The sequence below is a fragment of the Streptomyces sp. NPDC048604 genome (genome assembly GCF_043199435.1).
GTDB lineage: Bacteria > Actinomycetota > Actinomycetes > Streptomycetales > Streptomycetaceae > Streptomyces.
This window is the reverse complement of record NZ_JBICVX010000013.1, coordinates 1-22,664: the sequence shown is the minus strand read 5'-3', so window position 1 is coordinate 22,664 and position 22,664 is coordinate 1. Positions and strand designations below refer to the sequence as shown.

Here is a 22,664-nt window from a genome sequence, read left to right as displayed (position 1 = left end):
GACTGGCGGGAGGGGGTGAGGGAGCTGCGGGTCGCGCTGGCCCATTTGGTGTGCTTACGTAATATATGACCACCATCACCATTTTATGCGGGCGCGGTCGCCGGCCGGCGCAACCGGGCGCCGGCCGACGGCAGACCCGAAGAAGCAGAAGCAATCGACTGCACGAAGGGGACGCCATGACAGCGACGACCGACGGAAGCGCCGGGGCCGTGGAACCCCGGGCTGCCGAGGCCGTACGGACGACCGACGCACCACCCGCTCCGGGCGAGGACCGTGAGGCGGCCGCGCGTGCCGCGCAGCGCGCGACCGACCACCTGCTCGCCCGCCAGGACGCCGCCGGCTGGTGGAAGGGCGACCTGGAGACCAACGTCACCATGGACGCCGAGGACCTGATGCTCCGTCAGTTCCTTGGGGTCGGCGACGAGAAGACCACCCGCGCCGCCGCCCTGTACATCCGCGGCGAGCAGCGCGAGGACGGCACCTGGGCCACCTTCTACGGCGGGCCCGGCGAACTGTCCGCCACCGTCGAGGCCTATGTGGCGCTCCGGCTCGCCGGGGACCGCCCCGAGGACCCGCACATGGCCCGGGCCGCGGCCTGGATCCGCGCGCACGGCGGCATCGCCGGCGCGCGGGTCTTCACCCGGATCTGGCTCGCCCTGTTCGGCTGGTGGAAGTGGGACGACCTGCCCGTGGTCCCGCCCGAGATGGTCTTCCTGCCCTCCTGGTTCCCGCTGAACATCTACGACTTCGGCTGCTGGGCCCGGCAGACCATCGTGCCGCTGAGCGTCGTCTCCGCGCTGCGCCCGGTGCGCCCCGCGCCGTTCCCGCTCACCGAGCTGCACACCGACCCCGACCGGCCCTGCCCGGCCCGGCCGCCGGCCCCCGCGGCGAGCTGGGACGGCGTCTTCCAACGGCTCGACAAGGCACTGCACCTCTACCGCCGGGTCGCGCCGCGCCGCCTGCGGAAGGCCGCGATGAACGCCGCCGCCCGCTGGATCGTCGAACGGCAGGAGAACGACGGCTGCTGGGGCGGCATCCAGCCCCCCGCCGTGTACTCGCTGATCGCCCTGCACCTGCTCGGCCACGACCTGCGGCACCCGGTGATGCGGGCCGGCCTCGAGTCCCTGGACCGGTTCGCGATCTGGCGCGAGGACGGCTCCCGCATGATCGAGGCCTGCCAGTCCCCGGTCTGGGACACCTGCCTGGCCACCATCGCGCTCGCCGACGCCGGGCTCGCCCCCGACCATCCCGCGCTGGTGAAGGCCGCCGACTGGATGCTCGACGAGGAGATCGTCAAGAAGGGCGACTGGGCCGTCCGCCGGCCCGGACTCGCCCCCGGCGGCTGGGCGTTCGAGTTCCACAACGACACCTACCCGGACATCGACGACACCGCCGAGGTGATCCTCGCCCTGCGCCGGGTGAGGCACCCCGATCCGGCCCGGGTCGAGGCGGCGGTCCGCCGCGCCGCCCGCTGGACCGTCGGCATGCAGTCGCGCAACGGGGCCTGGGGCGCCTTCGACGCCGACAACACCAGCCCCTTCCCCAACCGGCTGCCGTTCTGCGACTTCGGCGAGGTGATCGACCCGCCGTCCGCCGACGTCACCGCGCACGTCGTCGAAGTGCTCGGCTACGAGGGCAAGGCCGAACACCCCAGTGCCCGCCGCGGAATCGACTGGCTCCTCGCCGAACAGGACGCCGACGGCGGCTGGTTCGGGCGCTGGGGCGTCAACTACCTGTACGGCACCGCCTCCGTGGTCCCCGCGCTCAGCGCCGCCGGACTGCCCGGAACCCACCCCGCCCTGCGGCGCGCCGTCGCCTGGTTGGAGTCCGTGCAGAACGAGGACGGCGGCTGGGGCGAGGACCTCCGCTCGTACCGTGAGCGCGAGTGGATCGGACGCGGCGCCTCCACCGCCTCCCAGACCGCCTGGGCGCTGATCTCGCTGCTCGCGGCCGGGGAGCGGGACGGTGAGGCCGTCCGGCGCGGCATCGCCTGGCTCGTCGCCACGCAGCACGAGGACGGCTCCTGGGACGAGCCGTACTTCACCGGCACCGGCTTCCCCTGGGACTTCTCCATCAACTACCACCTCTACCGGCAGGTCTTCCCGCTCACCGCCCTGGGCCGGTACCTGCACGGCGAACCCGTCCCCGCCGGCCTGCCCGCCCCCGCGGCCGGGCGGCCCGCCCCCGCCGGGGAGGGCTGATGCCCCGCGGACCGGAGTCCGCCGGTACCCCGCCGGCCGGCTCCGCGCCGCCGCTGCTGATCGCCTGCGCGCTCGGCATCGAACAGCTCGCCCTGCGCAGCGGCGGCCTCGGCGGCGCGGCCGGACCGGTGACCGTGCTGCGTACGGGCATGGGCCCGGCCCACGCCCGCCGCGCCGTCGCCCGGCAGCTGGACCGAGCCCCCTGGCGCGACGCCGCCGTACTCGCCTCCGGCTTCTGCGCCGGCCTCGCCCCCGGCATGCACCCCGGGGACCTCGTCGTGGCCGAGGAGACCCGCGGCCCGGCCGGCGTCACCCCGTGCACCGGCACGGACCTGCTGGTCAAGGCGCTGGCCCGGACGCTGCCCGAGCGCACCGTGCACACCGGTCTCATGACCGGCTCCGACCACGTCGTACGCGGCCACGAGCGCGCCGAGCTGCTGGCCGGCGGGGCGATCGCGGTCGACATGGAGTCCGCCGCCACGCTGCACACCGCGCTGGCCGCCGGATCCCGTCCGGTTGCGGCCGTCCGAGTGGTCGTGGACGCTCCAGAGCATGAGCTGGTCCGGATCGGCACGGTACGCGGGGGAATATCGGCCTTCCGTGTTCTTCGTGCCGTCCTTCCCGCAATCTTCGAATGGCACCGTTCTTTGCTGCTCCCCAGGAGGTGAGCGAGTATGGCCATGCCGCTCCGTCAGTCGGTCCGGGTCGGGACCTACCTCGTCGAACAGAAGCTCCGCAAGCGGGACAAGTTCCCGTTGATCGTCGAACTGGAGCCGCTGTACGCCTGCAACCTGAAGTGCGAGGGCTGCGGAAAGATCCAGCATCCTGCGGGCGTCCTCAAGCAGCGGATGCCCGTCGCGCAGGCCGTCGGCGCCGTGCTCGAGTCCGGCGCCCCGATGGTCTCCATCGCCGGCGGCGAGCCGCTGATGCACCCTCAGATCGACGAGATCGTGCGCCAGTTGGTCGCCCGGAAGAAGTACGTCTTCCTGTGCACCAACGCGCTGCTGCTGCGCAAGAAGCTGGAGAAGTTCACCCCCTCCCCGTACTTCGCCTTCGCGGTGCACATCGACGGGCTGCGCGAGCGGCACGACGAGTCCGTCGCCAAGGAGGGCGTGTTCGACGAGGCGGTGGCCGCGATCAAGGAGGCCAAGAGGCAGGGCTTCCGGGTCACCACCAACTCGACCTTCTTCAACACCGACACCCCGCAGACGATCATCGAGGTGCTGAACTACCTCAACGACGACCTCCAGGTCGACGAGATGATGATCTCGCCCGCCTACGCCTACGAGAAGGCGCCCGACCAGGAACACTTCCTCGGCGTCGAGCAGACCCGCGAACTGTTCAAGAAGGCCTTCGCCGGCGGCAACCGGCGGCGCTGGCGGCTCAACCACTCGCCGCTCTTCCTGGACTTCCTGGAGGGCAAGGCCGACTTCCCCTGCACGGCCTGGGCGATCCCCAACTACTCCCTGTTCGGCTGGCAGCGCCCCTGCTACCTGATGAGCGACGGCTACGTCGCCACCTACCGGGAGCTCATCGAGGACACCGACTGGGACTCCTACGGCCGCGGCAAGGACCCGCGCTGCGCCAACTGCATGGCGCACTGCGGCTACGAGCCCACCGCCGTCCTCGCCACCATGGGCTCCCTCAAGGAGTCCCTGCGCGCGGCCCGCGAGACCGTCTCCCAGAACCGGGGGTGACGTCATGAGCGCCGGCGCGGCGGGCACAGCCGTCCCACTGGGCCTCCCCGAACCCCCGCCCCGGCCCCTCGCGGAGCGCCGTGTCTCCCGGCGCATCCACGTCGGGCCGGTGGCGGTGGGCGGGGACGCGCCCGTCTCGGTGCAGTCGATGACCACGACCCGCACCGCCGACGTCGGCGCGACGCTGCAGCAGATCGCCGAGCTGACCGCGGCCGGCTGCCAGATCGTCCGGGTCGCCTGCCCCACGCAGGACGACGCCGACGCCCTGGCGGCCGTCGCGCGCCAGTCGCGCATCCCCGTGATCGCCGACATCCACTTCCAGCCGAAATACGTGTTCGCGGCGATCGACGCGGGCTGTGCCGCGGTCCGGGTGAATCCCGGGAACATCAAACAGTTCGACGACAAGGTGAAACAGATCGCGCAGGCGGCCGCCGCCGCCGGAATTCCGATCCGCATCGGCGTCAACGCCGGCTCGCTCGACCGGCGGCTCCTGGAGAAGCACGGAAAGGCCACGCCGGAGGCGCTCGTCGAATCCGCGCTCTGGGAAGCCTCGCTCTTCGAGGAGCACGGTTTCCGCGACATCAAGATCTCGGTCAAGCACAACGACCCGGTCGTGATGGTGAACGCCTACCGGCAGCTCGCCGCGGCCTGCGACTATCCGCTGCACCTCGGCGTCACCGAGGCCGGCCCCGCCTTCCAGGGGACCGTCAAATCGGCCGTCGCCTTCGGGGCGTTGCTCTCCGAGGGCATCGGCGACACCATCCGGGTCTCGCTGTCGGCCCCGCCGGTCGAGGAGATCAAGGTCGGCATCCAGATCCTGGAGTCCCTCGGGCTGCGCCGGCGCGGGCTGGAAATCGTCTCCTGCCCGTCCTGCGGCCGCGCCCAGGTCGACGTGTACAAGCTCGCCGACGAGGTCACCGCCGGCCTCGACGGCATGGAAGTGCCGCTGCGGGTCGCCGTCATGGGATGCGTGGTCAACGGCCCCGGCGAGGCCCGGGAGGCGGACCTCGGGGTCGCCTCCGGCAACGGCAAGGGGCAGATCTTCGTCAAGGGCGAGGTCGTCAGGACCGTCCCCGAGTCGAAGATCGTCGAGACTCTCATCGAGGAGGCGCACAAGATCGCAGCCGCCATGGCGGACGCGGGGGAGCCCTCCGGGCCGCCCGCGGTCACCGTCGGCTGAGCGGGCCGCACCGGATCCGACAGGGGGCCGAGCATGACGATTCTGGAGACCATCAAGGGACCGCGCGACCTGTGGCCGCTGACCGTCCCGCAACTCGACGAACTCGCCGAGGAGATCCGCGCGTTCCTGATCCGCGCGGTCGCCCGGACCGGCGGCCATCTGGGACCGAACCTGGGGGTGGTGGAACTCTCCCTCGCCCTGCACCGGGTCTTCGACTCCCCACAGGACAAGGTCCTGTGGGACACCGGCCACCAGAGCTACGTCCACAAACTCCTCACCGGCCGCCAGGACTTCTCCAAGCTGCGCGGCAAGGGCGGCCTCTCCGGCTACCCGTCCCGCGAGGAGTCCGCGCACGACGTCATCGAGAACTCGCACGCCTCCACCGTCCTCGGCTGGGCCGACGGCCTGGCCAAGGCCAACGCCCTGCTCGGCCGCACGGACCACGTGGTCGCCGTCATCGGCGACGGCGCCCTCACCGGCGGCATGGCCTGGGAGGCCCTGAACAACATCGCCGCCGCCAAGGACCGCCCGCTCGTCATCGTCGTCAACGACAACGAGCGCTCCTACGCGCCCACCATCGGCGGCCTCGCCCACCATCTCGCCGCTCTGCGCACCGCCGACGGCTACGAACGCTTCCTGTCCTGGGGCAAGGACCTCCTGGACCGCACCCCCGTGGTCGGCAGACCGTTGTACGACTCGCTGCACGGCGCGAAGAAGGGCTTCAAGGACGCCTTCGCGCCCCAGGGGCTCTTCGAGGACCTCGGCCTGAAGTACGTCGGGCCCGTCGACGGCCACGACGTCGCCGCGGTCGAGTCCGCGCTGCGCCGCGCCAAGGGGTTCACCGGCCCCGTCCTCGTCCACTGCCTCACCGAGAAGGGCCGCGGCTACCGGCCCGCCCTGGAGGACGACACCGACCGGTTCCACGCGGTCGGCGCCATGGACCCGCAGACCTGTCTGCCGCTCTCCCCGCCGTCCGGACCCTCCTGGACCTCCGTGTTCGGCGACGCGCTCGCCGAGGAGGGGGCACGCCGGCCCGAGGTCGTCGCCCTCACGGCGGCCATGCTGCACCCGGTCGGCCTGACGAAGTTCGCCGAGCGCTTCCCCGAGCGGGTCTTCGACGTGGGCATCGCCGAACAGCACGCGGCCGTGTCCGCGGCCGGGCTCGCCACCGGCGGCCTCCACCCGGTCGTCGCCGTCTACGCGACCTTCCTCAACCGCGCCTTCGACCAGGTGCTGATGGACGTGGCACTGCACCGGTGCGGGGTCACCTTCGTCCTCGACCGGGCCGGCGTCACCGGCGCCGACGGGCCCTCCCACAACGGCATGTGGGACCTGTCCATCCTCCAGGTCGTACCGGGCCTGCGGATCGCGGCCCCGCGCGACGCCGCCGAACTGCGGGCCCAGCTGCGCGAGGCGCTGGACGTCGACGACGCGCCGACGCTGCTGCGCTTCCCCAAGGAGTCCGTCGGGGCGCCGCTGCCCGCGCTCGGCCGGGTCGGCGGCATGGACGTGCTGCGCCAGGACGACGCCGCCGAGGTGCTGCTCGTCGCCGTCGGCGCGATGGCCGGGGTCTGCCTCGGCGCGGCGGAGCTGCTCGCCGGGAGCGGGGTGCGCTGCGCCGTCGTCGACCCGCGCTGGGTGAAGCCGGTCGACCCGGCGCTGCCGTCACTGGCCGCCCGGCACCGGCTGGTCGCGGTCGTCGAGGACAACAGCCGCGCCGGGGGCGTCGGGGCCGCCGTCGGCCAGGCGCTGCGCGACGCCGGGGTGGACGTGCCGCTGCGCACCTTCGGCATCCCCGAGCAGTTCCTCGCCCACGCCTCCCGCAAGGAGGTGCTGGCCGAGATCGGACTCACCCCCGTGGAGATCGCCGGCCGGATCGGGGCCGCGCTCGCCCGCCGGGAGGCGCTCGCACCCAAGGAGAACCAGCAATGACGTACGGAGCGACGGACGGGCCCGAGGGCCGGACGCCGGAGCGCCCGGGGGAAGGGCCCGAGGAGCGCACGCCGGAGCGCCCGGGAGACAGGCCCGGCTTCGACCTCGGGCGGCTGCTCGCCGAGCGCGGCGCGGAGCGGTACGAGCTGCACGCGAAGCACCTCAACCACCAGCTGCCCCGGATGCTGCACACCATCGGCTTCGACCGGGTCTACGAGCGGGCCGAGGGCGCCCACTTCTGGGACGCCGAGGGCAACGACCACCTCGACATGCTGGCCGGCTTCGGCGTGATGGGCCTCGGCCGGCACCACCCGGTGGTCCGCAAGGCCCTGCACGACGTGCTCGACGCCTCGCTCGCGGACCTGACCCGCTTCGACTGCCCGCCGCTGCCCGGACTGCTCGCCGAGCGGCTCCTCGCCCACAGCCCGCACCTGGACCGGGTCTTCTTCGGCAACAGCGGCACCGAGGCGGTGGAGACCGCGCTGAAGTTCGCCCGGTACGCCACCGGCCGGCCCAGGATCCTGTACTGCGACCACGCCTTCCACGGTCTGACCACGGGCTCGCTCTCGGTCAACGGCGAGCGCGGCTTCCGGGACGGCTTCGCGCCGCTGCTGCCCGACACCGCGGTCCCGCTGGGCGACCTGGACGCCCTGGAGCGCGAACTGCGCCTCGGCGACGTGGCCGCCCTGATCGTCGAGCCGATCCAGGGCAAGGGCGTGCACGAGGCCCCGCCCGGCTACCTGCGGGCGGCGCAGGAGCTGCTGCACCGGCACAAGGCGTTGCTGATCGCCGACGAGGTGCAGACCGGCCTCGGCCGGACCGGCGACTTCTACGCGTACCAGCACGAGGACGGCGTCGAGCCGGACCTGGTCTGCGTGGCGAAGGCCCTGTCCGGCGGGTACGTGCCGGTCGGCGCGACCCTCGGCAAGGACTGGATCTTCAAGAAGGTCTACTCGTCCATGGACCGGGTCCTCGTCCACTCCGCCAGCTTCGGCGGCAACGCCCAGGCCATGGCCGCCGGGCTCGCGGTGCTGTCGGTGATGGAGCAGGAGGGCACGGTCGCGCACGTCCGGCGGGTCGGCGGGCTGCTCAAGGCCCGCCTCGAGGAGCTGGTACCGCGCTACGAGCTGCTGCACGAGGTCCGCGGCCGGGGGCTGATGATCGGGATCGAGTTCGGCCGGCCCTCGTCGCTGGGCCTGCGCAGCCGCTGGACGATGCTCCAGACGGCCCGGAAGGGGCTCTTCGCGCAGATGGTCGTGGTGCCGCTGCTGCAGCGGCACCGGATCCTCACCCAGGTGTCCGGGGACCGTCTGGAGGTGATCAAGCTGATCCCGCCGCTGATCGTGGACGAGGGGGACGTGGACCGGTTCGTGACGGCGTTCACGGCGGTGATGGACGACGCGCACGCCGGCGGGGGACTGATGTGGGACTTCGGGAAGACGCTGGTCCGGCAGGCGGTGGCGCAGCGCTGACGGCCGGGCGCACCGGCCGTCCACGCAGGCCGACGGGCGTTTTTGCCTCTCGGGCAAGAAATTTGCCTCGCAGGAAAGGTCCTGGCGAAATGGAGGCATGGAGCACGAGTACCTCCCCGGGGAGCCCGCCCCGGACGCCCTGCCGGACGTCGCCCCGCAGCTGCGCGGCCTGCGCCGGCGCCGAGGGCTGACCCTGGAGGCCGCCGCCCAGCGGGCCGGTCTCTCACCGGCCCATCTGTCCCGGCTGGAGACGGGCCGCCGTCAGCCCTCGTTGCCGATGCTGCTGGCGCTGGCCCGTATCTACGGTACGACGGTCTCCGCTCTGCTGGGCGAGGTTCCCCCGGAACACGACCCCATCGTCCGGGCCGGCCGGTCCGAGCCGGTCGAGGCGGACGGCTGGGTGTACCACCAGGCGGGCGGCGCGGGCCGGGCGCTCCAGGCGCTGCGGGTGCACGTCCCGCACGCCACCCGGGCGGACATCGTCCGGGTCCACCCCGGCGAGGAGTGGATCCACGTCCTGCACGGCAGGGTGCGGCTGGCCCTCGGCGACGCCGTGCACGTCCTCGATCCGGGGGACAGCGCGCACTTCGACTCGCTCACCCCGCACCGCATCGGCGCCGCCACGCCCGACGGCGCGGACGTGCTCTTCGTCCACACGCTGCTGCAGAGCCCGGCCGCCGAGCTGTGCCTCGGCGACCCGGGCCCGCACCGGCGCTGAACTCCCAGGAGGTTACCGACATGTCCGACAAGTCCGTTGCCATCACCGGTCAGGAGCGCGGGGGCGGCAAGTTCCCCAAGGGCCTGGTGCTGCGTCTCTTCGCCTACCTGGTCGCCGGCCATCTCTTCGCCGGCTTCCTCTACCTGCTCTTCCTGGTCGGCGGCGCGAACCAGTAGCCGCCGCCCCCGTACGGCGACCGTGCCCCGCTACGCCTGCGTGAGCAGCCGGGCGCGCAGCAGCTCGCGGGTCTCCGCGGAGAGCGCCAGGCCCTTGGTGAGGTAGCCCTCGACCGAGCCGTACGTCTCCTCCATCTGCTCGAACGCGGCCCGCAGGTAGTCGACGCGGGCGTCGAACAGCGGGCTCAGCAGCTCCATGACCTCGGGCGACATCCCGTCCGGGGCGGCGGAGCTGCGGTGCACCTTGTAGCGGCGGTGCGGCTCGTTGGACTTCACGTAGTCGGCCTCGATGGCCTCGCGCTCGACGCCGACCGCGAGCAGCGACACCGCGATCGACAGCCCGGCGCGGTCCTTGCCCGCCGCGCAGTGCATCAGCGCCGGCACGCTGTCCTCGGCCAGGGCATGCACGATCCGGCTGTGCTCGGGCGTCCGCTGCACAATCATCTTCCGGTACGAATCGGACATACGGGCGGCCGCCTGGCCGTTCCCGAGCATCTCCCGCAGCGTGGCGAGATCGCCCGAGCGCACCAGCTTCCAGAACTCCTTGCCGTCCGCCGGGTCGTTCAGGGGTATGTGCACGTTCCGCGTGCCGGGCAGCTCGACATCCAGGCCCTCGAACGCCCGGTCCGCCTCGTTGCGGAAGTCGAAGATCGTGTGCAGGCCGAGCGTCGACAGGAACGCCGCGTCCTCCGTGGTGGCGTGGGCCAGGTGCCCGCTGCGGAACAGCCGCCCCGGGGCGACGGCCCGGCCGTCCGCGGTCGGCAGACCGGCCACGTCGCGGAAGTTGCGAACGCCCGTCAGCTCGGGCTCGGTCGGCGGGGCCTGAGGCGTCTGCTGCGTCACGGGTGCTCCTGGTGCTCGATGGCGGAAAGAGATCGGTTCCTCGGGCAATCATCCAGGGTCGGTCCCCCCGGGCGCACCCCGCCGGGGGGTAATGCGCTTTCTGTCCGAATTGGGGGCTTCGGTATAACGCGCCCTGATTGCAGTGGAGATGGGCTTCGGGGCGTGAGCAGCGTCATAACCGTGACCGTCCGTGCCTGATCATTTTTCCCAAATGCCGTGTCCGGAAAGGAACGCGAAGATCCGTCATCCACGGAGGGTGACCGGAATTCCAAGGGGAAATTCCCGGCGAAGAATGCGAACGGGAATTCGTGGCTTGTTCCTCGCGACTCGGCTCGTCTAGCGTCACGCTCACTCCGGTCGGACCCGCCGAATCCTGCCACCGTCCGGATTTCCGCACTCACCCACGTACGGCAGGAGCGGGGGACCCAGGTAACACGCCGTTCCTCAGCACAGGACGGCTCGGGGTGAAGTCGCGCACCGCGCGGCCGGACAACTCCAGTCCGAACCCGACAGCTCACCTCGCAGGCGACGGAGAGGAATTCGCCATGCCCTCGAAGGGTAAGCATCGCCGTCCCAAGGTCAATCCGCTGACCCGCGGCTTCGTCGCCGCCGGCGCGGGCGGCGCCGTCGTCGCTCTGCCGCTGTTCGGCGCCACCGGCGCCCACGCCGCCGAGCAGGCCGCCCCCGCGGCCACCGAGCGCGTGGCCACCGTGGCCGCCGCTCAGCCCGCCGCCGCCCCGCAGGCCGCCGTCGCCAAGGCGAAGGCCAAGGCGAAGATCTACTCCGTCGTGCGCGGCGACTACCTGTCCAAGATCGCCGAGGAGCACGACCTCGCCGGCGGCTGGAAGAAGCTCTACTCCGACAACCGCCAGGTCGTCGGCGACAACCCGTCGCTGATCTTCCCGGGCATGAAGCTCACCCTCGGTGCCAAGTCCACGGCCAAGTCCACGGCCAAGGCCCCCGCGGCCAAGCCCGCCGCCAAGGCCGCGCCGAAGGCCGCGCCGAAGGCTGCTCCGAAGGCCAAGGCCGCCGACGAGACCCGCGCCTCCCGCAGCGCCGAGCGCACCGCCGCCCCGGCCGCCGCCTCCGGCTGGGTCGCCCCGGTCGACGGCGGCGTCTCCACCCCGTACCGCGCCTCCGGCGCGATGTGGTCCTCCGGCTACCACACCGGCGTCGACTTCATGGCCTCCTCCGGCACCAACGTCCGCGCCGTCGGCGCCGGCACCGTGGTCTCCGCCGGCTGGGGCGGCGCGTACGGCAACGAGGTCGTCATCCAGCACGCCGACGGCAGCTACTCGCAGTACGCCCACCTCTCCTCGCTCGCCGTCTCGGCCGGCGAGAGCGTGCGCGGCGGCCAGCAGATCGGTCTGTCCGGCTCGACCGGCAACTCCAGCGGCCCGCACCTGCACTTCGAGATCCGCACCGGACCGAGCTACGGCTCGGACGTCGACCCGCTGGCCTACCTGCGCAGCCACGGCGTCTCGATCTGACGGGAGCCATCCGGCGAGCGCCAACTGACGGGCGCCCGCCCAAGCGGCCCGAGGAGGCCCGGCACGTGTCCCACGTGCCGGGCCTCCGGCGTATTCCGGGTTGGGAAGATCTTGACCGGTGGCGTATCTCACCCTGCGTCAACCCCTCCTTACGGTCGCGTAGGTCACAACCGGGACGGAAGGATGCACTCTCGTGGCAGACGATTCGAGATCCAGAGACAGTGACGCATTCGGGTCGTACGCGGCGATCGGCGACAGCTTCACCGAGGGGGTCGGCGACCCCGCCCCGGACGGCGCGTACATCGGCTGGGCGGACCGGTTCGCGGTCCTGCTCGCCGATCAGCTGCCCGAGCCCGACGCGTTCCGGTACGCGAACCTCGCGGTGCGCGGCAGGCTCCTCGACCAGATCGTGGAGGAGCAGGTCCCGCGCGCCAAGGAGCTCGCGCCCGACCTGGTGACCTTCTGCGCGGGCGGCAACGACATCATCCGGCCCGGCAGCGACCCCGACGACGTCGCGGAGCGCTTCGAGCGCGCGGTCGCCGACCTCGCCTCCTCCGTCGGCACGGTCATGGTGACCACCGGCTTCGACACCCGCGGCGTCCCGGTGCTCAAGCACCTGCGCGGCAAGATCGCGACGTACACCGCGCACGTCCGCTCCGTCGCGGACCGCTACGGCTGCCCGGTCCTCGACCTGTGGTCGCTCAAGTCCGTGCAGGACCGGCGGGCTTGGGACGGGGACCGGCTCCACCTGTCGCCCGAGGGACACACCCGCGTCGCGCTGCGCGCCGCCCAGGTCCTCGGCGTGCCGGTGCCGACCGAGCCCGACCAGCCGTGGCCGCCGCTGCCGCCGCGCGGCGCGCTGGAGGTCACCCGCGACGACATCCACTGGGCGCGCGAGCACCTGGTGCCCTGGATCGGGCGCCGGCTGCGCGGGGAGAGCTCCGGCGACCACGTGACCGCCAAGCGCCCCGACCTCATGCCGCTGTGACCGCCGGCCCGCCGTGACCGTCAGGCCGGTGTGACCGGGAGGCCGGCGGGGATCCGTTCCAGCACGCCGCCGGCGAACACGTCGTACAGCGGCAGCGACTCCAGGTGGACGTACCCGATGTGGCAGTCGCACACCGCGAGCGGGCAGGCCCGGGGCCGCAGCGCGGCGCGGTACGACCCGTCGTAGAGGTTGCCCAGCGGAGTCCGCACGAAGTGGCAGCGCCGGACCGTGCCGTCGCCGTCCACCGAGATCACCGACGCGCCGGTCCGGCACGGCAGCCCCGCGGACCGGTGCGGATGCCGGCTGTACGGGAAGAGGGGGTCGAGCGCCGTCCACACCGCGGCCTCCTCGTCCGTGTACGTGTGCCCCTCCGCGGCGTTGACCCACAGGTACACCCGCTCCGGCAGCTCGGCGCGCAGCCGGCGGGCGTGCTCCAGATGGTCCGGCAGCCCGACCACGCCCACGCTGAACCGCACGCCCCGGGAGGCCAGGTCGCGGCACTTCGCGAGGAACCGGTCGTACGGCGTCTGGCCCGGGTGGTACGTGCACCACAGCGCAGCGGCCTCCGGATCCGCCTCCGCCAGCCACTCGGTGCGGCAGCTCAGGTTGGTCTGGATCGCCACCCGCTCCACGTGCGGGAGCCGGGACAGCTCGACCATCGCGCGCCGGTACCAGGAACGGACCAGACCCTCGCCCCACGGGGTGAAAAGGATCTTCAGCCGGTCGCCCGCCTCGCCCGCCGCGGTCGCCCAGGCGGCGAACCGCTCCAGCGCGGCCCGGTCGGCGCGCAGCTGCTCCCGGCTGTCCCGGCGCTTGGCGAACGGGCAGTACGGACAGTCGTAGTCGCAGGAGGCCAGCGGGCCGCGGTAGAGGATCGTCAGGTCCATGGCCGGCCCTACTTCGGCTCGTACGCGGCCATGGCCGACCGCACCGCCGGCGAGAACAGCTCGGGGCCCAGCCCGTCCGAGTACGCCAGCCCCTCAGCCGACAGCCGCAGCAGGCCCGCCGGGGAATCCCCGTCCAGCCAGCCCCGCGCCTCGAATCGGGCCAGCTCGGCCGGGAAGTCCGCGAACGGCGAGGAGCCGAACCGCTCCGCGTACGTCTCCAGCGCCAGGCCCTCCGCCTGGAGCAGCGACTGCAGCAGATGCCGGCGGCGCGCCTCGCCCCCGTCGACCCGGCGGCCCACCTCGGCCCGCGAGAAGTCCTCCGTCCCCGTGTACGCGTCGATGATCGAGCGGACCTCGCGCAGGTCGACCGCGTAGTCGAAGGAGTAGTGCAGCGCGGACGTGTACGAACGGGCGCCGCAGCCGAGCCCGATCATCCCGTCCGTCTGGCAGGCGTGGTCGTCCGGGCCCTGCGGCGGGGCGTCCGCGCGCCGGAACATTCGCATCGACACCTGCTCGTAGCCCCGCGCCAGGAGATGGTCGCGACCGTGGCGGTACAGGCGGAGCCGCTGCTCGTCCCACTCCCGGTCGGCCGCCGCACCGATCCGGCCGAGGCCGGTCAGCGGGCGTATGTAGAGCGGATAGAGGTACAGCTCCTCCGGCCGCCAGGCGAGCGCCGCGTCCAGCGAGCGCCGCCAGGTCCGCTCGGTCTGGCCGTCGATGCCGTAGATCAGGTCGATGTTGAGGACCGGCACCCCGCTGTCCCGGATGCGGCCCAGCGCCGCCTCCACGTCGGCCCGGCGCTGCGGCCTGACCGCCGCCCGCGCCTCCGCCTCCACGAAGCTCTGCACGCCCAGGCTCAGCCGGGTCGCGCCCCGGTCAGCGAGGACGGCGAGCCGGTCCGCGGTCGCGGTGGCCGGCGAGGCCTCCACCGACAGCGGCACCGCCCGCAGGTCCGCGCCCATCCGCTTCTCGGCGATGTCGCAGAGCCGCTCCAGCTCGCCGGCGGTCAGGAAGGTGGGCGTGCCGCCGCCGAAGGCCGCCGTGGCGAACCGGACCGGCTGCGCGTCGCCGAGCGCCTCGCGGACCGCCGTGGCCTGCCGGTCGAGTGCGTCGAGGTACCGGGCGGTGAGCTCGTCGGGCGCGCCGATCCGGGTGAACAGGTTGCAGAAGCCGCAGCGGACCTCGCAGAACGGTATGTGGGCGTAGAGCGAGAGCGCGTCCTTCGGCTCGCCGGCCCAGAGTTCGGCGAGCCGGGGACGGTCGTCGAGCCTGCGGTACGCGGTCTTGTGCGGGTAGGCGTAGACGTAGCTCTCGTACGGGCGGGGGAGCGCGGGCGGCGTCATGAGGAGGCCTCCGGGGCGTCGGCGCGGGCCTCCGGGCCGTCCAGGAGGAACTGCGCGTACGGGACGGTCCACACGGTCTCGTGGCCGATCCGGTGGCCGGTGTGGCCGTCCTCCCCGTACGCCGTGCCGTGGTCGGAGCAGACGATCGCGAAGCAGCGGCGGCGGCTGCGCATCGCGGCGAACAGCCGCCCGATGTGCCGGTCCACGTACTCCAGGGCCGCCGCGTGGCTGGCCCGCGAGTCCCCGGACTCCCGGGTGGCACCCGGCAGATGGAACCAGTTCGGCTGGTGCAGCGCGGCCACGTTGACGAACAGGAACAGCCGCCGATCGGCCGGCAGCGCCGCGACGACTTCCTCGGCGCGGGCGACCTGCGCCTCGAAGGACGTGGGGGAGGCGACGCCGAACTCCGGCTCCCAGTGGCTCTCCTGGAACAGGCCCGGCAGCACCGAGCCCAGCGGGCCCAGCTTGTTGAAGAAACCGACCCCGCCGATGCACACCGTCCGGTACCCCTGCCCGGCCAGCCCCGAGACCAGGTCCGGGGTGTCGTACACGAAGGTGCCGCCGGCGGTGGTCTCGCTGCCCGCGAACCGGGCGGCGAACAGCCTCGGGTGCGGTCCCGGGGAGGCCGGCGTGGGCAGGAAGCCGGCGAAGATGGCCTGGTGGGAGGCGTACGTGAAACTCCCCGGGGCGTGCCGGCGCTCCCAGCGGCCGCCGGGCAGATGCCGGGCGAGGTTCGGCAGCCGGCCGGCGGCGGCGAGCTCGGCGGCGACGTCGTACCGGAGGGTGTCGAGAGTGACGAGGAGGAGGTCGTGGCTGCCCACGAGCTCGTTCATGTCGGGCGCTGCTGGTGCGGTCATGGGCGGGTGGTTCCTGTGCTGGCGCGGTTCGTGTGCAGGAGGGCGGCGACCTGGGCCGCGTACGTGTCGAGGCCCTCGGCGCCGCTGCCGGGCAGGCCGGTGAGTCCGGGCAGCAGATCGCCGAAGGCGTTGACCTCGCCGACGGCGAAGCGCCGCCAGCCGGTCAGGGGCAGCAGGTCCACGCCCACGCAGCGGGTGCCGGGGAACGCGGCGGCGGCGCGCTCGCACACGCCGAGCGCCTCCGGCCAGCTGCCGCCGGCCGCGGCGACGGCGGCGCGGGCCGCCGCCAGATCGCCGCGGGCGCCGCCGAGATGGAGGTTGGTGAGCGGGGAGCGGCTGGTGCGGACCAGGGCGTGGGTGGCCCGGCCGTCGATCACCACCACCCGCAGATCGGCGCTGCGCCCGCCCTGGGCCGCCTTCGGCAGCCAGCGCTCCACGTGCAGCCCGTCCGGGGCGAGGGTGTCGACGATCGCGGCGACGTCGGACTCGTGCGTGTAGCGGCGCACCCGCAGCGAGTTGAACAGCCGCCCGTCCGGGGCGCGTTCCACCGAGGTGGTGGCCTGGACCCGGCCGGAGCCGGTCGTCTCCACCGCGAGCACCCCCGAGGCGGAGGAGCCGTGCGCGAGCTTCACGAACGCCCGGCGCAGCCCGGCCTCGGCCATCCGCTCCCGGACGTCCGCCCAGCCGGTGATCAGCGGCCGGCCGGGCCCGGACGTCGGGGACTCGGGCACGGGCACGCCGGCTGTGCGCAGCCGGCCGTGCGTCAGCCGCTTGTCGAACAGCACGGCCAGGTCGGCCGGTTCGTCGAGAAGCCCGGCGCCGGCCGCGGCCGCCGTGGCGGCCAGCTCCGCGACCACGCCGTTGAAGCGCGCGTACCAGCGGCCGCTGCCCTCCACCCGCGTCGGGTCGTCGACGCCGCGCAGCAGCCGGTCGACCTCCGGCTGCTCGCCCGGCGAGTCGAGGCGTACGGACTCGCCCGCGTCGAAGCGCGCCGCGCCCCGCAGCGCGTCCAGCCAGGGCACCACCCGGGCCTCGGGCAGCCCGGCGGCCCGTACCGCCGCGCGGAAGTACGCGACGCGGCGGTTCTCCGGATGGCCGACGACGACGAGGCGCGGGGCGGCGGTCATTCGCCGACCGAGACGTACCGGTGCATGTCGCCGTCGCCCCAGTCCTCCTCCTGCTGCGGCTCGTCCGTCAGGACCCGCACGCCGTGCGGGGCGAGTTCGGCGACGATCCGCTCCCGCATCTCCTCGGACAGGTAGTGGTGCGAGAGGTCGAGGGAGGCGAGGTGGGTCAGCGGCTGCCCGCCGAGCAGCGCCACGGCGCCGAAGTCGCTCAGCGTGCCCATCGACAGGTCCAGGTGCTCCAGGCGGGCGACGACCGGCGCGCCCGAGACGGCCTCGGCGATCTCGTCCTGGATGACGCTGTTGCGCAGCGCGAGCCGGCGCAGGGCCGGGACGTGCGTGCCGGCGAGCAGCGGCGCCAGGTCGCCGGGAACGCTGTCGGCGCCGTACTCGTCGGTGCCGAGCCACAGTTCGAGGTCCGTCAGCGCGGGCAGCTCGCTGCCCGCGATGCCGCGCACCACGTCCGCGCCCAGACCGCCCGCCTCGACCACCAGCTGCTCCAGGGCGGCGTGCCGGACGGGCGGGAACGCCAGGTTGGACCCGCCGCGCACGCCGAAACTGCGCAGCCCGGGGTAGGCGGCGAGCAGCGGGGTCACGTCGCTCTGCTGGATCCAGGAGATCTCGCAGTCCTCGAAGGTCATGTCGCCGAGGAAGACCGATTCGAGGGCGGTGAGCCGGTTGTTGGCGGCGATCAGCCGCGCGACGATCGGGGCGGAGTCGGTCTCGTACGCGTCCTCCCAGCCCCCGACGACCAGCGAGCGGACGCGGCGGGTGTCGACGGCCGCCAGGAACCGGTCGAAGACCTCGGGCCAGTCCTCCTCGTCGCCGTCGCGGTACGTCGGACCGGAGATCCGCCAGGCCACCGACTCGGGCTCGGGCAGCGGGACGGTGCTGCCGGGCTCGGGGAACTCGAACACGGGCAGACCCCGCAGCTCCTCCAGGTGCGACCCAATGGTCATGGCTGTGCTCCAGACACCGGCTGCCCGGCGGACGGCGTTGATGGTTCGACTGATGCGAGCAGTTGTACCAAGCGCCGCCGACAACGCGTTGCCGGACCCTGCCTCTGGAGTCGTGCGTGGGTTCGGCGTGGGTTCGGGCGGGTGTCCGGAGCGCCGCACGGCCGGACGGGGAGGGCCGGTGGAGGGCTACGAGCCGTGCCCGGCGACCTGGACGGGGCCGTCGAAGCCGTCGGTCAGGCCGAGTTCGCGGGCGAGCGCCTGGTCGGCCCACTCCAGCATGGCCGCGCGGGAGAGCGAGCCGGCGTAGGAGGTCATCTGCACGGCGAGCCCGTCGAGGAAGGCGGTCAGCCGCCAGGCCGCGGCGGCGGGGTCCGGGCAGGGGAACTCGCCCGCCGTGGCGCCCTCGGCGATCACGGCGGTCAGCTCGGCCTTCCACTGCTGGTCCAGGGCGCCGGCGACCTCCCGCAGGGTGGGCTCGCGCAGCGCGGCCGCCCAGCCCTCGATCCACAGCCGCCAGCCCTTGGCCTGCCCCGTGGGCGCGTACCAGCGCACGGCGGCCCGCAGCCGGCGGGTGGCGGAGGTGCGGCGGCCCAGCAGTTTGCGCAGATGGGCCAGATCGCTCTCGGCGGCGTAGGCGAACGCCTCGGCCAGCAGCTTCTCCTTGGTGGAGAAGTGGTAGAGGACCAGCGCGTTGCTCACGCCCAGCTCGGCGGCGACGTCCGAGATCCGCACGGCGGCGACGCCCCGGGCCTCGATCTGCGCGACCGCCGCGCGGAGCAGCTCCTCACGCCGCTCCGCCACGTTCAAACGGACTCTCGCCACGTCGCCAGCTTACACAGCACATGACACGGGCATGATCATCTACGCGGCCGTGCGGGGCTCGTCCGGGCCGTACCAGCCGTGGTGCTCCGCGAGCGCCGCCATCCGGTCCTCGGCCAGCGCGTGCGCGGCCGCGCGCGGCGTGGTGCCGTCCTTGTCCGCCCGGTCCAGGGTGTCCCCGACCAGCGTCCGCATGGCCCGCCGGGTGTACGCGAACGCCTCGTCCACGTCCGCGCCGACGTCGCCGAAGAGGGTCCACCACCACCAGGCGTTGGTGCCCGAGTTCACGACCACGTCCGGCAGCACCGTGACGCCGCGGGCCGTCAGCAGCTCCTCCGCCTCCGGCAGCACCGGAAGGTTCGCCGCCTCCACGATCCAGCGGGCGGTGATCCACGCCTGGTTCGCGGTGTCCACCGCGTACGAGACCGCCGCCGGCACGAGCACGTCCACGTCGGCGGAGAGCCAGGCGTACCCGGCCTCCGCGCGGTCGCCGGGCCGCAGCGCGGCGCGGTTGACCGTGCCGTGCGCGTCCCGGGCCGCGAGCAGCGCCGGCACGTCGAGCCCCGCCGGGTTGGCGATGGCGCCCCGCTCGTCGGCGATCGCGGTGATCCGCATGCCGGCCCGCTCCAGGAACAGGGCCGTCGCCCCGCCCATGGTGCCGAAGCCCTGCAGCGCCACCCGGGCGCCGGCGGCCGGTTCCCCGGCCCGGTCGAGTACCGCGAGCACCGACTCGGCGACGCCGAAGCCGCCGATCAGCGCGTCCAGGCCGAGGCCGTCGACCCGCAGCGCGAAGGCGTCGGCGAGCCGCCGCCGGGCCGCCGCCTCGTCGTCGAGCAGCGGAAACACGGCCTGGACGGACGAGACGAGGCCCGCCTCGGCCGCGGCGCGGTCGATGAGCTCCTGCGTCAGCCCCAGGTCCTCCCCGGTGGCCCAGAAGCGCTCGACGTACGGCCGCATCGCCCGCAGATAGCGGACCAGGACCCCGTACGCCTCCGGGTCCCGCGGATCGCAGTCGATGCCGCCCTTCGCGCCCCCGAGCGGGACGTACCGCGCCTCGGGGTCGTAGTGCAGGGCTTCCTTGTACGTCATGGCGCGGGCGAGCCCGGCGACCTCGGCGCGGGTGCAGCCGGGCCGCATCCGCAGGCCGCCGCTGGCGACTCCGCGCACCAGGCGGTCCACGACCAGGTGGCCGCGGTGGCCGGTGACGTGGTCCGTCCAGTCGACGGACAGAAGGGGGGCGGTGCTCATGAAAACGTGCTCCTCAGGGCTTACTGAACACCAGGTCAGTATTGGAGTGGTCCGCGCCACATGTCAAAGGCCCCCGGGAATTCCTGCCGCCCGGCCGGCCTTCTCCCCTGAGCAGCGGCCTTGCGCCGGCTGCCGCCCAGGCCATACCTCGTGACCCCCGGCCATAATGGAATCCCGACCCCCAGGAGGTGCTGTGACCGGCGCTGACTCCGCTCCCTCCCTGCGCGACAGGCTGCGCGCGCTGCGGCCCGAGTCCTTCGGCGCCGACCCTGCGGGAGCCCGGATGGACCGGATCCGCCGCTCGCCGAATTTCGCGGACGGCGTGTTCCAGAACCCCGTGTCCGCCCGCCACCGGCCCACCGGTTCCACCGTCGAGTTCGCCAAGATCTACTTCCGGAAGGAGTCGCGGGTCCGCCGCGCCCCCACGGGCACGATTCCCGTGCACCCGACCACGCTCGCCGACGTGGCCGAGCCGCCGGCCTCCGGGCTGCGGATCACCTGGATGGGTCATTCCAGCGTCCTCGCCGAGATCGACGGCCACCGGATCCTCTTCGACCCGGTCTGGGGCGACCGCTGCTCCCCGTTCGCCTTCGTCGGCCCCAAGCGGCTGCACCCGGCCCCGGCGCCGCTCGCCGCGCTGGGCCCCGTGGACGCGGTGGTGATCTCCCACGACCACTACGACCACCTCGACCTGCCGACGATCAAGGCGCTGGCCGGCACGGACACGCTGTTCGTGGTCCCGCTCGGCGTCGGCGCCCACCTGGAGCGCTGGGGCGTCCCCGCGAACCGGCTGCACGAGCTCGACTGGCACGAGTCGACCGCCGTCCGCGAGCTCACCCTCACCGCCACCCCGGCCCGCCACTTCTGCGGCCGCGGCCTGCGCAACCAGCAGCACACCCTGTGGGCCTCCTGGGCCGTGACCGGCCCGGAGCACCGGATCTACCACAGCGGCGACACCGGCTATTTCCCCGGCTTCCAGGAGATCGGCGCCGCGTACGGCCCGTTCGACGTCACCATGATCCAGATCGGTGCGTACTCCGAGTTCTGGCCCGACATTCACATGACCCCGGCCGAGGGCGTCCGCGCCCACCTGGACCTCCAGGGCGGCCGCCCGCACGGAGCCCTGCTGCCCATCCACTGGGCCACCTTCAACCTGGCCCCCCACCCCTGGGCGGAACCGGGCGAGTGGACCAAGGACGCGGCCGACGAGGCCGGCCAGGCCGTAGCCCTCCCGCGCCCCGGCGAACCCTTCGAGCCCGGTTCCGGGAAGCTGCCCGAGGAACCGTGGTGGCGCAGCGTCTCCCACCCGATCGCCCAGCCGTGGCGCCGCCCCCGACGCATCGAGACCGAGACCGAACCGCGCAGCGACGACCTGGACCTCGCGGGCGAGCGCTGACGCCGACCGGGGAGCGCCGCGGAACTGCGGCGGTCCGTTCCCGGCGCGGGCTCAGAGCGCCGACCTGACCCATTCCTCACCGGGCGGCGGCGGCTCGGTCACTCGGTTCCGCCCGGTCGACCGGTCCTGCGGACGCCGTCTCGCGGCGGTGTGCTTACGACGAGGTGCAGATTGCCTCCGCGGTCACTCTCTGGGCGGTGGCTGTCGTGTTCTCCGCGGTGATCTGCCATCCGGTGCCGTCGGGGAGTGCGCGGGAGGCGCCGATGAACGCCTGGCCGCTGGGGAAGGAGCCACCGCCGCTGGCCACTTGGCCGGGGTCGCAGTGGGCCGTCGCCACTCCCTCGTCGCCGGGCTGAACCATGATCTGGGCGCTGAGCCGGGGCTCGTGGGCGACCGTCGAGCACAAGGCGACCGCGTTGAAACTCTGGTCCGTGTTCGAGGTGTTGAACACCACGGCGTGGTACGACTGGGTCGAGCGGGTGAACCGCAGGCCGACGACGTCGGTGCCCGTCGCCTCCCACCCTCCGCCGGTGGGTACCTGGGCGCCGGGGCACCTGAGGAAGCTGCTGACGCTCTGTTGGTTGGCAGGCACCGTGAGGGGGGTGTCTGCCACGCGGGTGTGGGACTGGGCGGTGCAGACGACGAAGGCCGATCCCCGCAGCTCCACGCCCGACTTGTTGCTGAACTTGACCTCCCATGCGTTGCCCCGGGGCGTGGAGCCGGTCATGAAGAGGCCCTTGCCCGACCTGACGCCGCCGCCTCCGCTCGGTTCACGGCCGGCTGGACACGGTGCGACGGCCGTTCTGGCCTGGCCTGCCGGGACGACCACCTCGGCTCCCTGGCTCCCGACGTGGTCCATGGGGGCCGCTGCCGTGGGCGCCGAGGCCGGCGAACCACTCGTCCGGCCGGCGGCGTCGGTCATGCCTACGGTCAGGGGCAAGGCGGCGACCGCGGCCATCACAGGAAACTTGATCCACTTCACTTTCGTCCTCCTTGGTGATGTTGCTACCGGAGGGCACGCTTACCCGATGTGATGGAAAGGTCACGGAGTGTCACCCGACTGACTGTCGGGACTCGTCCGGCGGGGCCATACGGGGGATGAGCTCCGTACGGGTGATCACGTTCGGGCATCGTCAGAGACCAGGCCGCTGGGAGCTACTCCGGAACTCAGAGGCGTCGTACGACGTCACCGGCCGCTCCCGCCGACCGGGTCGGCGGGAGCGGCCGGGCCCGCGGGGAATTCCCCACACCCCGACCCACCCGGCGGAGTAACACGTCCCTTCAGGCCGGCCCCCATCCCGAACCCAGCCACGGCGTCCGCGCGCCGGGGCACC

20 protein-coding genes and 1 riboswitch are annotated in these 22,664 nt (G+C 73.1%); of the genes, 11 read left to right on the top strand and 9 right to left on the bottom strand.

The features are described from left to right. The first annotated feature begins 176 nt into the window (after positions 1-176). The 8 genes from shc to ACGFMM_RS25320 all read left to right on the top strand — a co-directional run bounded on the left by shc (position 177) and on the right by ACGFMM_RS25320 (position 9,376). Positions 177-2,201, top strand: coding sequence for a squalene--hopene cyclase (gene shc / locus ACGFMM_RS25355; RefSeq protein WP_393648727.1), 2,025 nt, complete (start codon positions 177-179; stop codon positions 2,199-2,201). Beyond that, on the top strand, positions 2,201-2,869 hold the full coding sequence (locus ACGFMM_RS25350; RefSeq protein ID WP_393648726.1) for a 1-hydroxy-2-methyl-2-butenyl 4-diphosphate reductase: 669 nt from the start codon (positions 2,201-2,203) through the stop codon (positions 2,867-2,869). The genes shc and ACGFMM_RS25350 overlap by 1 nt, the downstream gene beginning before the upstream one ends. Positions 2,870-2,875: 6 nt before the next feature. Further along, a complete protein-coding gene (hpnH, locus tag ACGFMM_RS25345; protein ID WP_393648725.1) occupies positions 2,876-3,898 on the top strand; it encodes an adenosyl-hopene transferase HpnH in 1,023 nt (340 codons plus the stop codon). A gap of 4 nt (positions 3,899-3,902) precedes the next feature. Then, positions 3,903-5,078, top strand: a complete 1,176-nt coding sequence (gene ispG / locus ACGFMM_RS25340) for a flavodoxin-dependent (E)-4-hydroxy-3-methylbut-2-enyl-diphosphate synthase (protein ID WP_393648724.1) — start codon at positions 3,903-3,905, stop codon at positions 5,076-5,078. A 33-nt stretch (positions 5,079-5,111) separates the two neighbouring features. Beyond that, a complete protein-coding gene (gene dxs, locus ACGFMM_RS25335) occupies positions 5,112-7,010 on the top strand; it encodes a 1-deoxy-D-xylulose-5-phosphate synthase (RefSeq protein WP_393648723.1) in 1,899 nt (632 codons plus the stop codon). Further along, positions 7,007-8,482, top strand: coding sequence for an aspartate aminotransferase family protein (locus ACGFMM_RS25330; protein ID WP_393648722.1), 1,476 nt, complete (start codon positions 7,007-7,009; stop codon positions 8,480-8,482). Before dxs ends, ACGFMM_RS25330 begins: the two co-directional genes overlap by 4 nt. 97 nt (positions 8,483-8,579) lie before the next feature. Further along, the gene (locus ACGFMM_RS25325; RefSeq protein WP_393648721.1) at positions 8,580-9,200 is read left to right on the top strand and encodes a helix-turn-helix domain-containing protein; all 621 of its coding nucleotides are present in this window, start codon (positions 8,580-8,582) and stop codon (positions 9,198-9,200) included. A gap of 20 nt (positions 9,201-9,220) precedes the next feature. After that, positions 9,221-9,376, top strand: a complete 156-nt coding sequence (locus ACGFMM_RS25320; protein ID WP_393648720.1) for a DUF6126 family protein — start codon at positions 9,221-9,223, stop codon at positions 9,374-9,376. A gap of 30 nt (positions 9,377-9,406) precedes the next feature. On the opposite strand, the gene ACGFMM_RS25315 is transcribed toward ACGFMM_RS25320, so the two are convergent. Next, positions 9,407-10,219: a tyrosine-protein phosphatase gene (locus tag ACGFMM_RS25315; RefSeq protein ID WP_393648719.1), complete on the bottom strand. Its 813-nt coding sequence runs from the start codon at positions 10,217-10,219 to the stop codon at positions 9,407-9,409. Between the two features lie 354 nt (positions 10,220-10,573). Further along, positions 10,574-10,760: riboswitch (cyclic di-AMP (ydaO/yuaA leader) on the top strand. Between the two features lie 4 nt (positions 10,761-10,764). Here ACGFMM_RS25315 and ACGFMM_RS25310 point away from each other — a divergent pair. After that, positions 10,765-11,709: a peptidoglycan DD-metalloendopeptidase family protein gene (locus tag ACGFMM_RS25310; protein ID WP_393648718.1), complete on the top strand. Its 945-nt coding sequence runs from the start codon at positions 10,765-10,767 to the stop codon at positions 11,707-11,709. 193 nt (positions 11,710-11,902) lie between these two features. Beyond that, positions 11,903-12,697, top strand: coding sequence for an SGNH/GDSL hydrolase family protein (locus ACGFMM_RS25305; protein ID WP_393648717.1), 795 nt, complete (start codon positions 11,903-11,905; stop codon positions 12,695-12,697). A 20-nt stretch (positions 12,698-12,717) separates the two neighbouring features. Here the strand turns inward: ACGFMM_RS25305 and ACGFMM_RS25300 are convergent, their stop codons facing one another. The 7 genes from ACGFMM_RS25300 to ACGFMM_RS25270 all read right to left on the bottom strand — a co-directional run bounded on the left by ACGFMM_RS25300 (position 12,718) and on the right by ACGFMM_RS25270 (position 19,934). Beyond that, the gene (locus ACGFMM_RS25300; RefSeq protein WP_393648716.1) at positions 12,718-13,584 is read right to left on the bottom strand and encodes an STM4011 family radical SAM protein; all 867 of its coding nucleotides are present in this window, start codon (positions 13,582-13,584) and stop codon (positions 12,718-12,720) included. 8 nt (positions 13,585-13,592) lie between these two features. Further along, positions 13,593-14,927 (bottom strand): STM4012 family radical SAM protein, encoded by a 1,335-nt coding sequence (locus ACGFMM_RS25295; protein WP_393648715.1) that lies wholly within the window; start codon positions 14,925-14,927, stop codon positions 13,593-13,595. Next, positions 14,924-15,760: an STM4013/SEN3800 family hydrolase gene (locus ACGFMM_RS25290; protein ID WP_393648951.1), complete on the bottom strand. Its 837-nt coding sequence runs from the start codon at positions 15,758-15,760 to the stop codon at positions 14,924-14,926. The genes ACGFMM_RS25295 and ACGFMM_RS25290 overlap by 4 nt, the downstream gene beginning before the upstream one ends. Before the next feature lie 20 nt (positions 15,761-15,780). Beyond that, entirely contained in the window at positions 15,781-16,911 is a 1,131-nt protein-coding gene (locus ACGFMM_RS25285) for an STM4014 family protein (protein ID WP_393648714.1), read from the bottom strand. Beyond that, a complete protein-coding gene (locus ACGFMM_RS25280) occupies positions 16,908-17,867 on the bottom strand; it encodes an STM4015 family protein (protein WP_393648713.1) in 960 nt (319 codons plus the stop codon). Before ACGFMM_RS25280 ends, ACGFMM_RS25285 begins: the two co-directional genes overlap by 4 nt. A 186-nt stretch (positions 17,868-18,053) precedes the next feature. Beyond that, positions 18,054-18,689 (bottom strand): TetR/AcrR family transcriptional regulator, encoded by a 636-nt coding sequence (locus ACGFMM_RS25275; RefSeq protein WP_393648712.1) that lies wholly within the window; start codon positions 18,687-18,689, stop codon positions 18,054-18,056. Between the two features lie 39 nt (positions 18,690-18,728). Further along, a complete protein-coding gene (locus ACGFMM_RS25270) occupies positions 18,729-19,934 on the bottom strand; it encodes a Glu/Leu/Phe/Val dehydrogenase dimerization domain-containing protein (protein WP_393648711.1) in 1,206 nt (401 codons plus the stop codon). A gap of 193 nt (positions 19,935-20,127) precedes the next feature. Between ACGFMM_RS25270 and ACGFMM_RS25265 the strand changes: the two genes are divergently transcribed. Then, positions 20,128-21,330: an MBL fold metallo-hydrolase gene (locus ACGFMM_RS25265; RefSeq protein ID WP_393648710.1), complete on the top strand. Its 1,203-nt coding sequence runs from the start codon at positions 20,128-20,130 to the stop codon at positions 21,328-21,330. Between the two features lie 154 nt (positions 21,331-21,484). Here ACGFMM_RS25265 and ACGFMM_RS25260 read toward each other — a convergent pair whose 3' ends face one another. Then, complete coding sequence (locus ACGFMM_RS25260; protein WP_393648709.1) at positions 21,485-22,057, bottom strand: hypothetical protein; 573 nt, start codon at positions 22,055-22,057, stop codon at positions 21,485-21,487. Between the last annotated feature and the right edge of the window lie 607 nt (positions 22,058-22,664).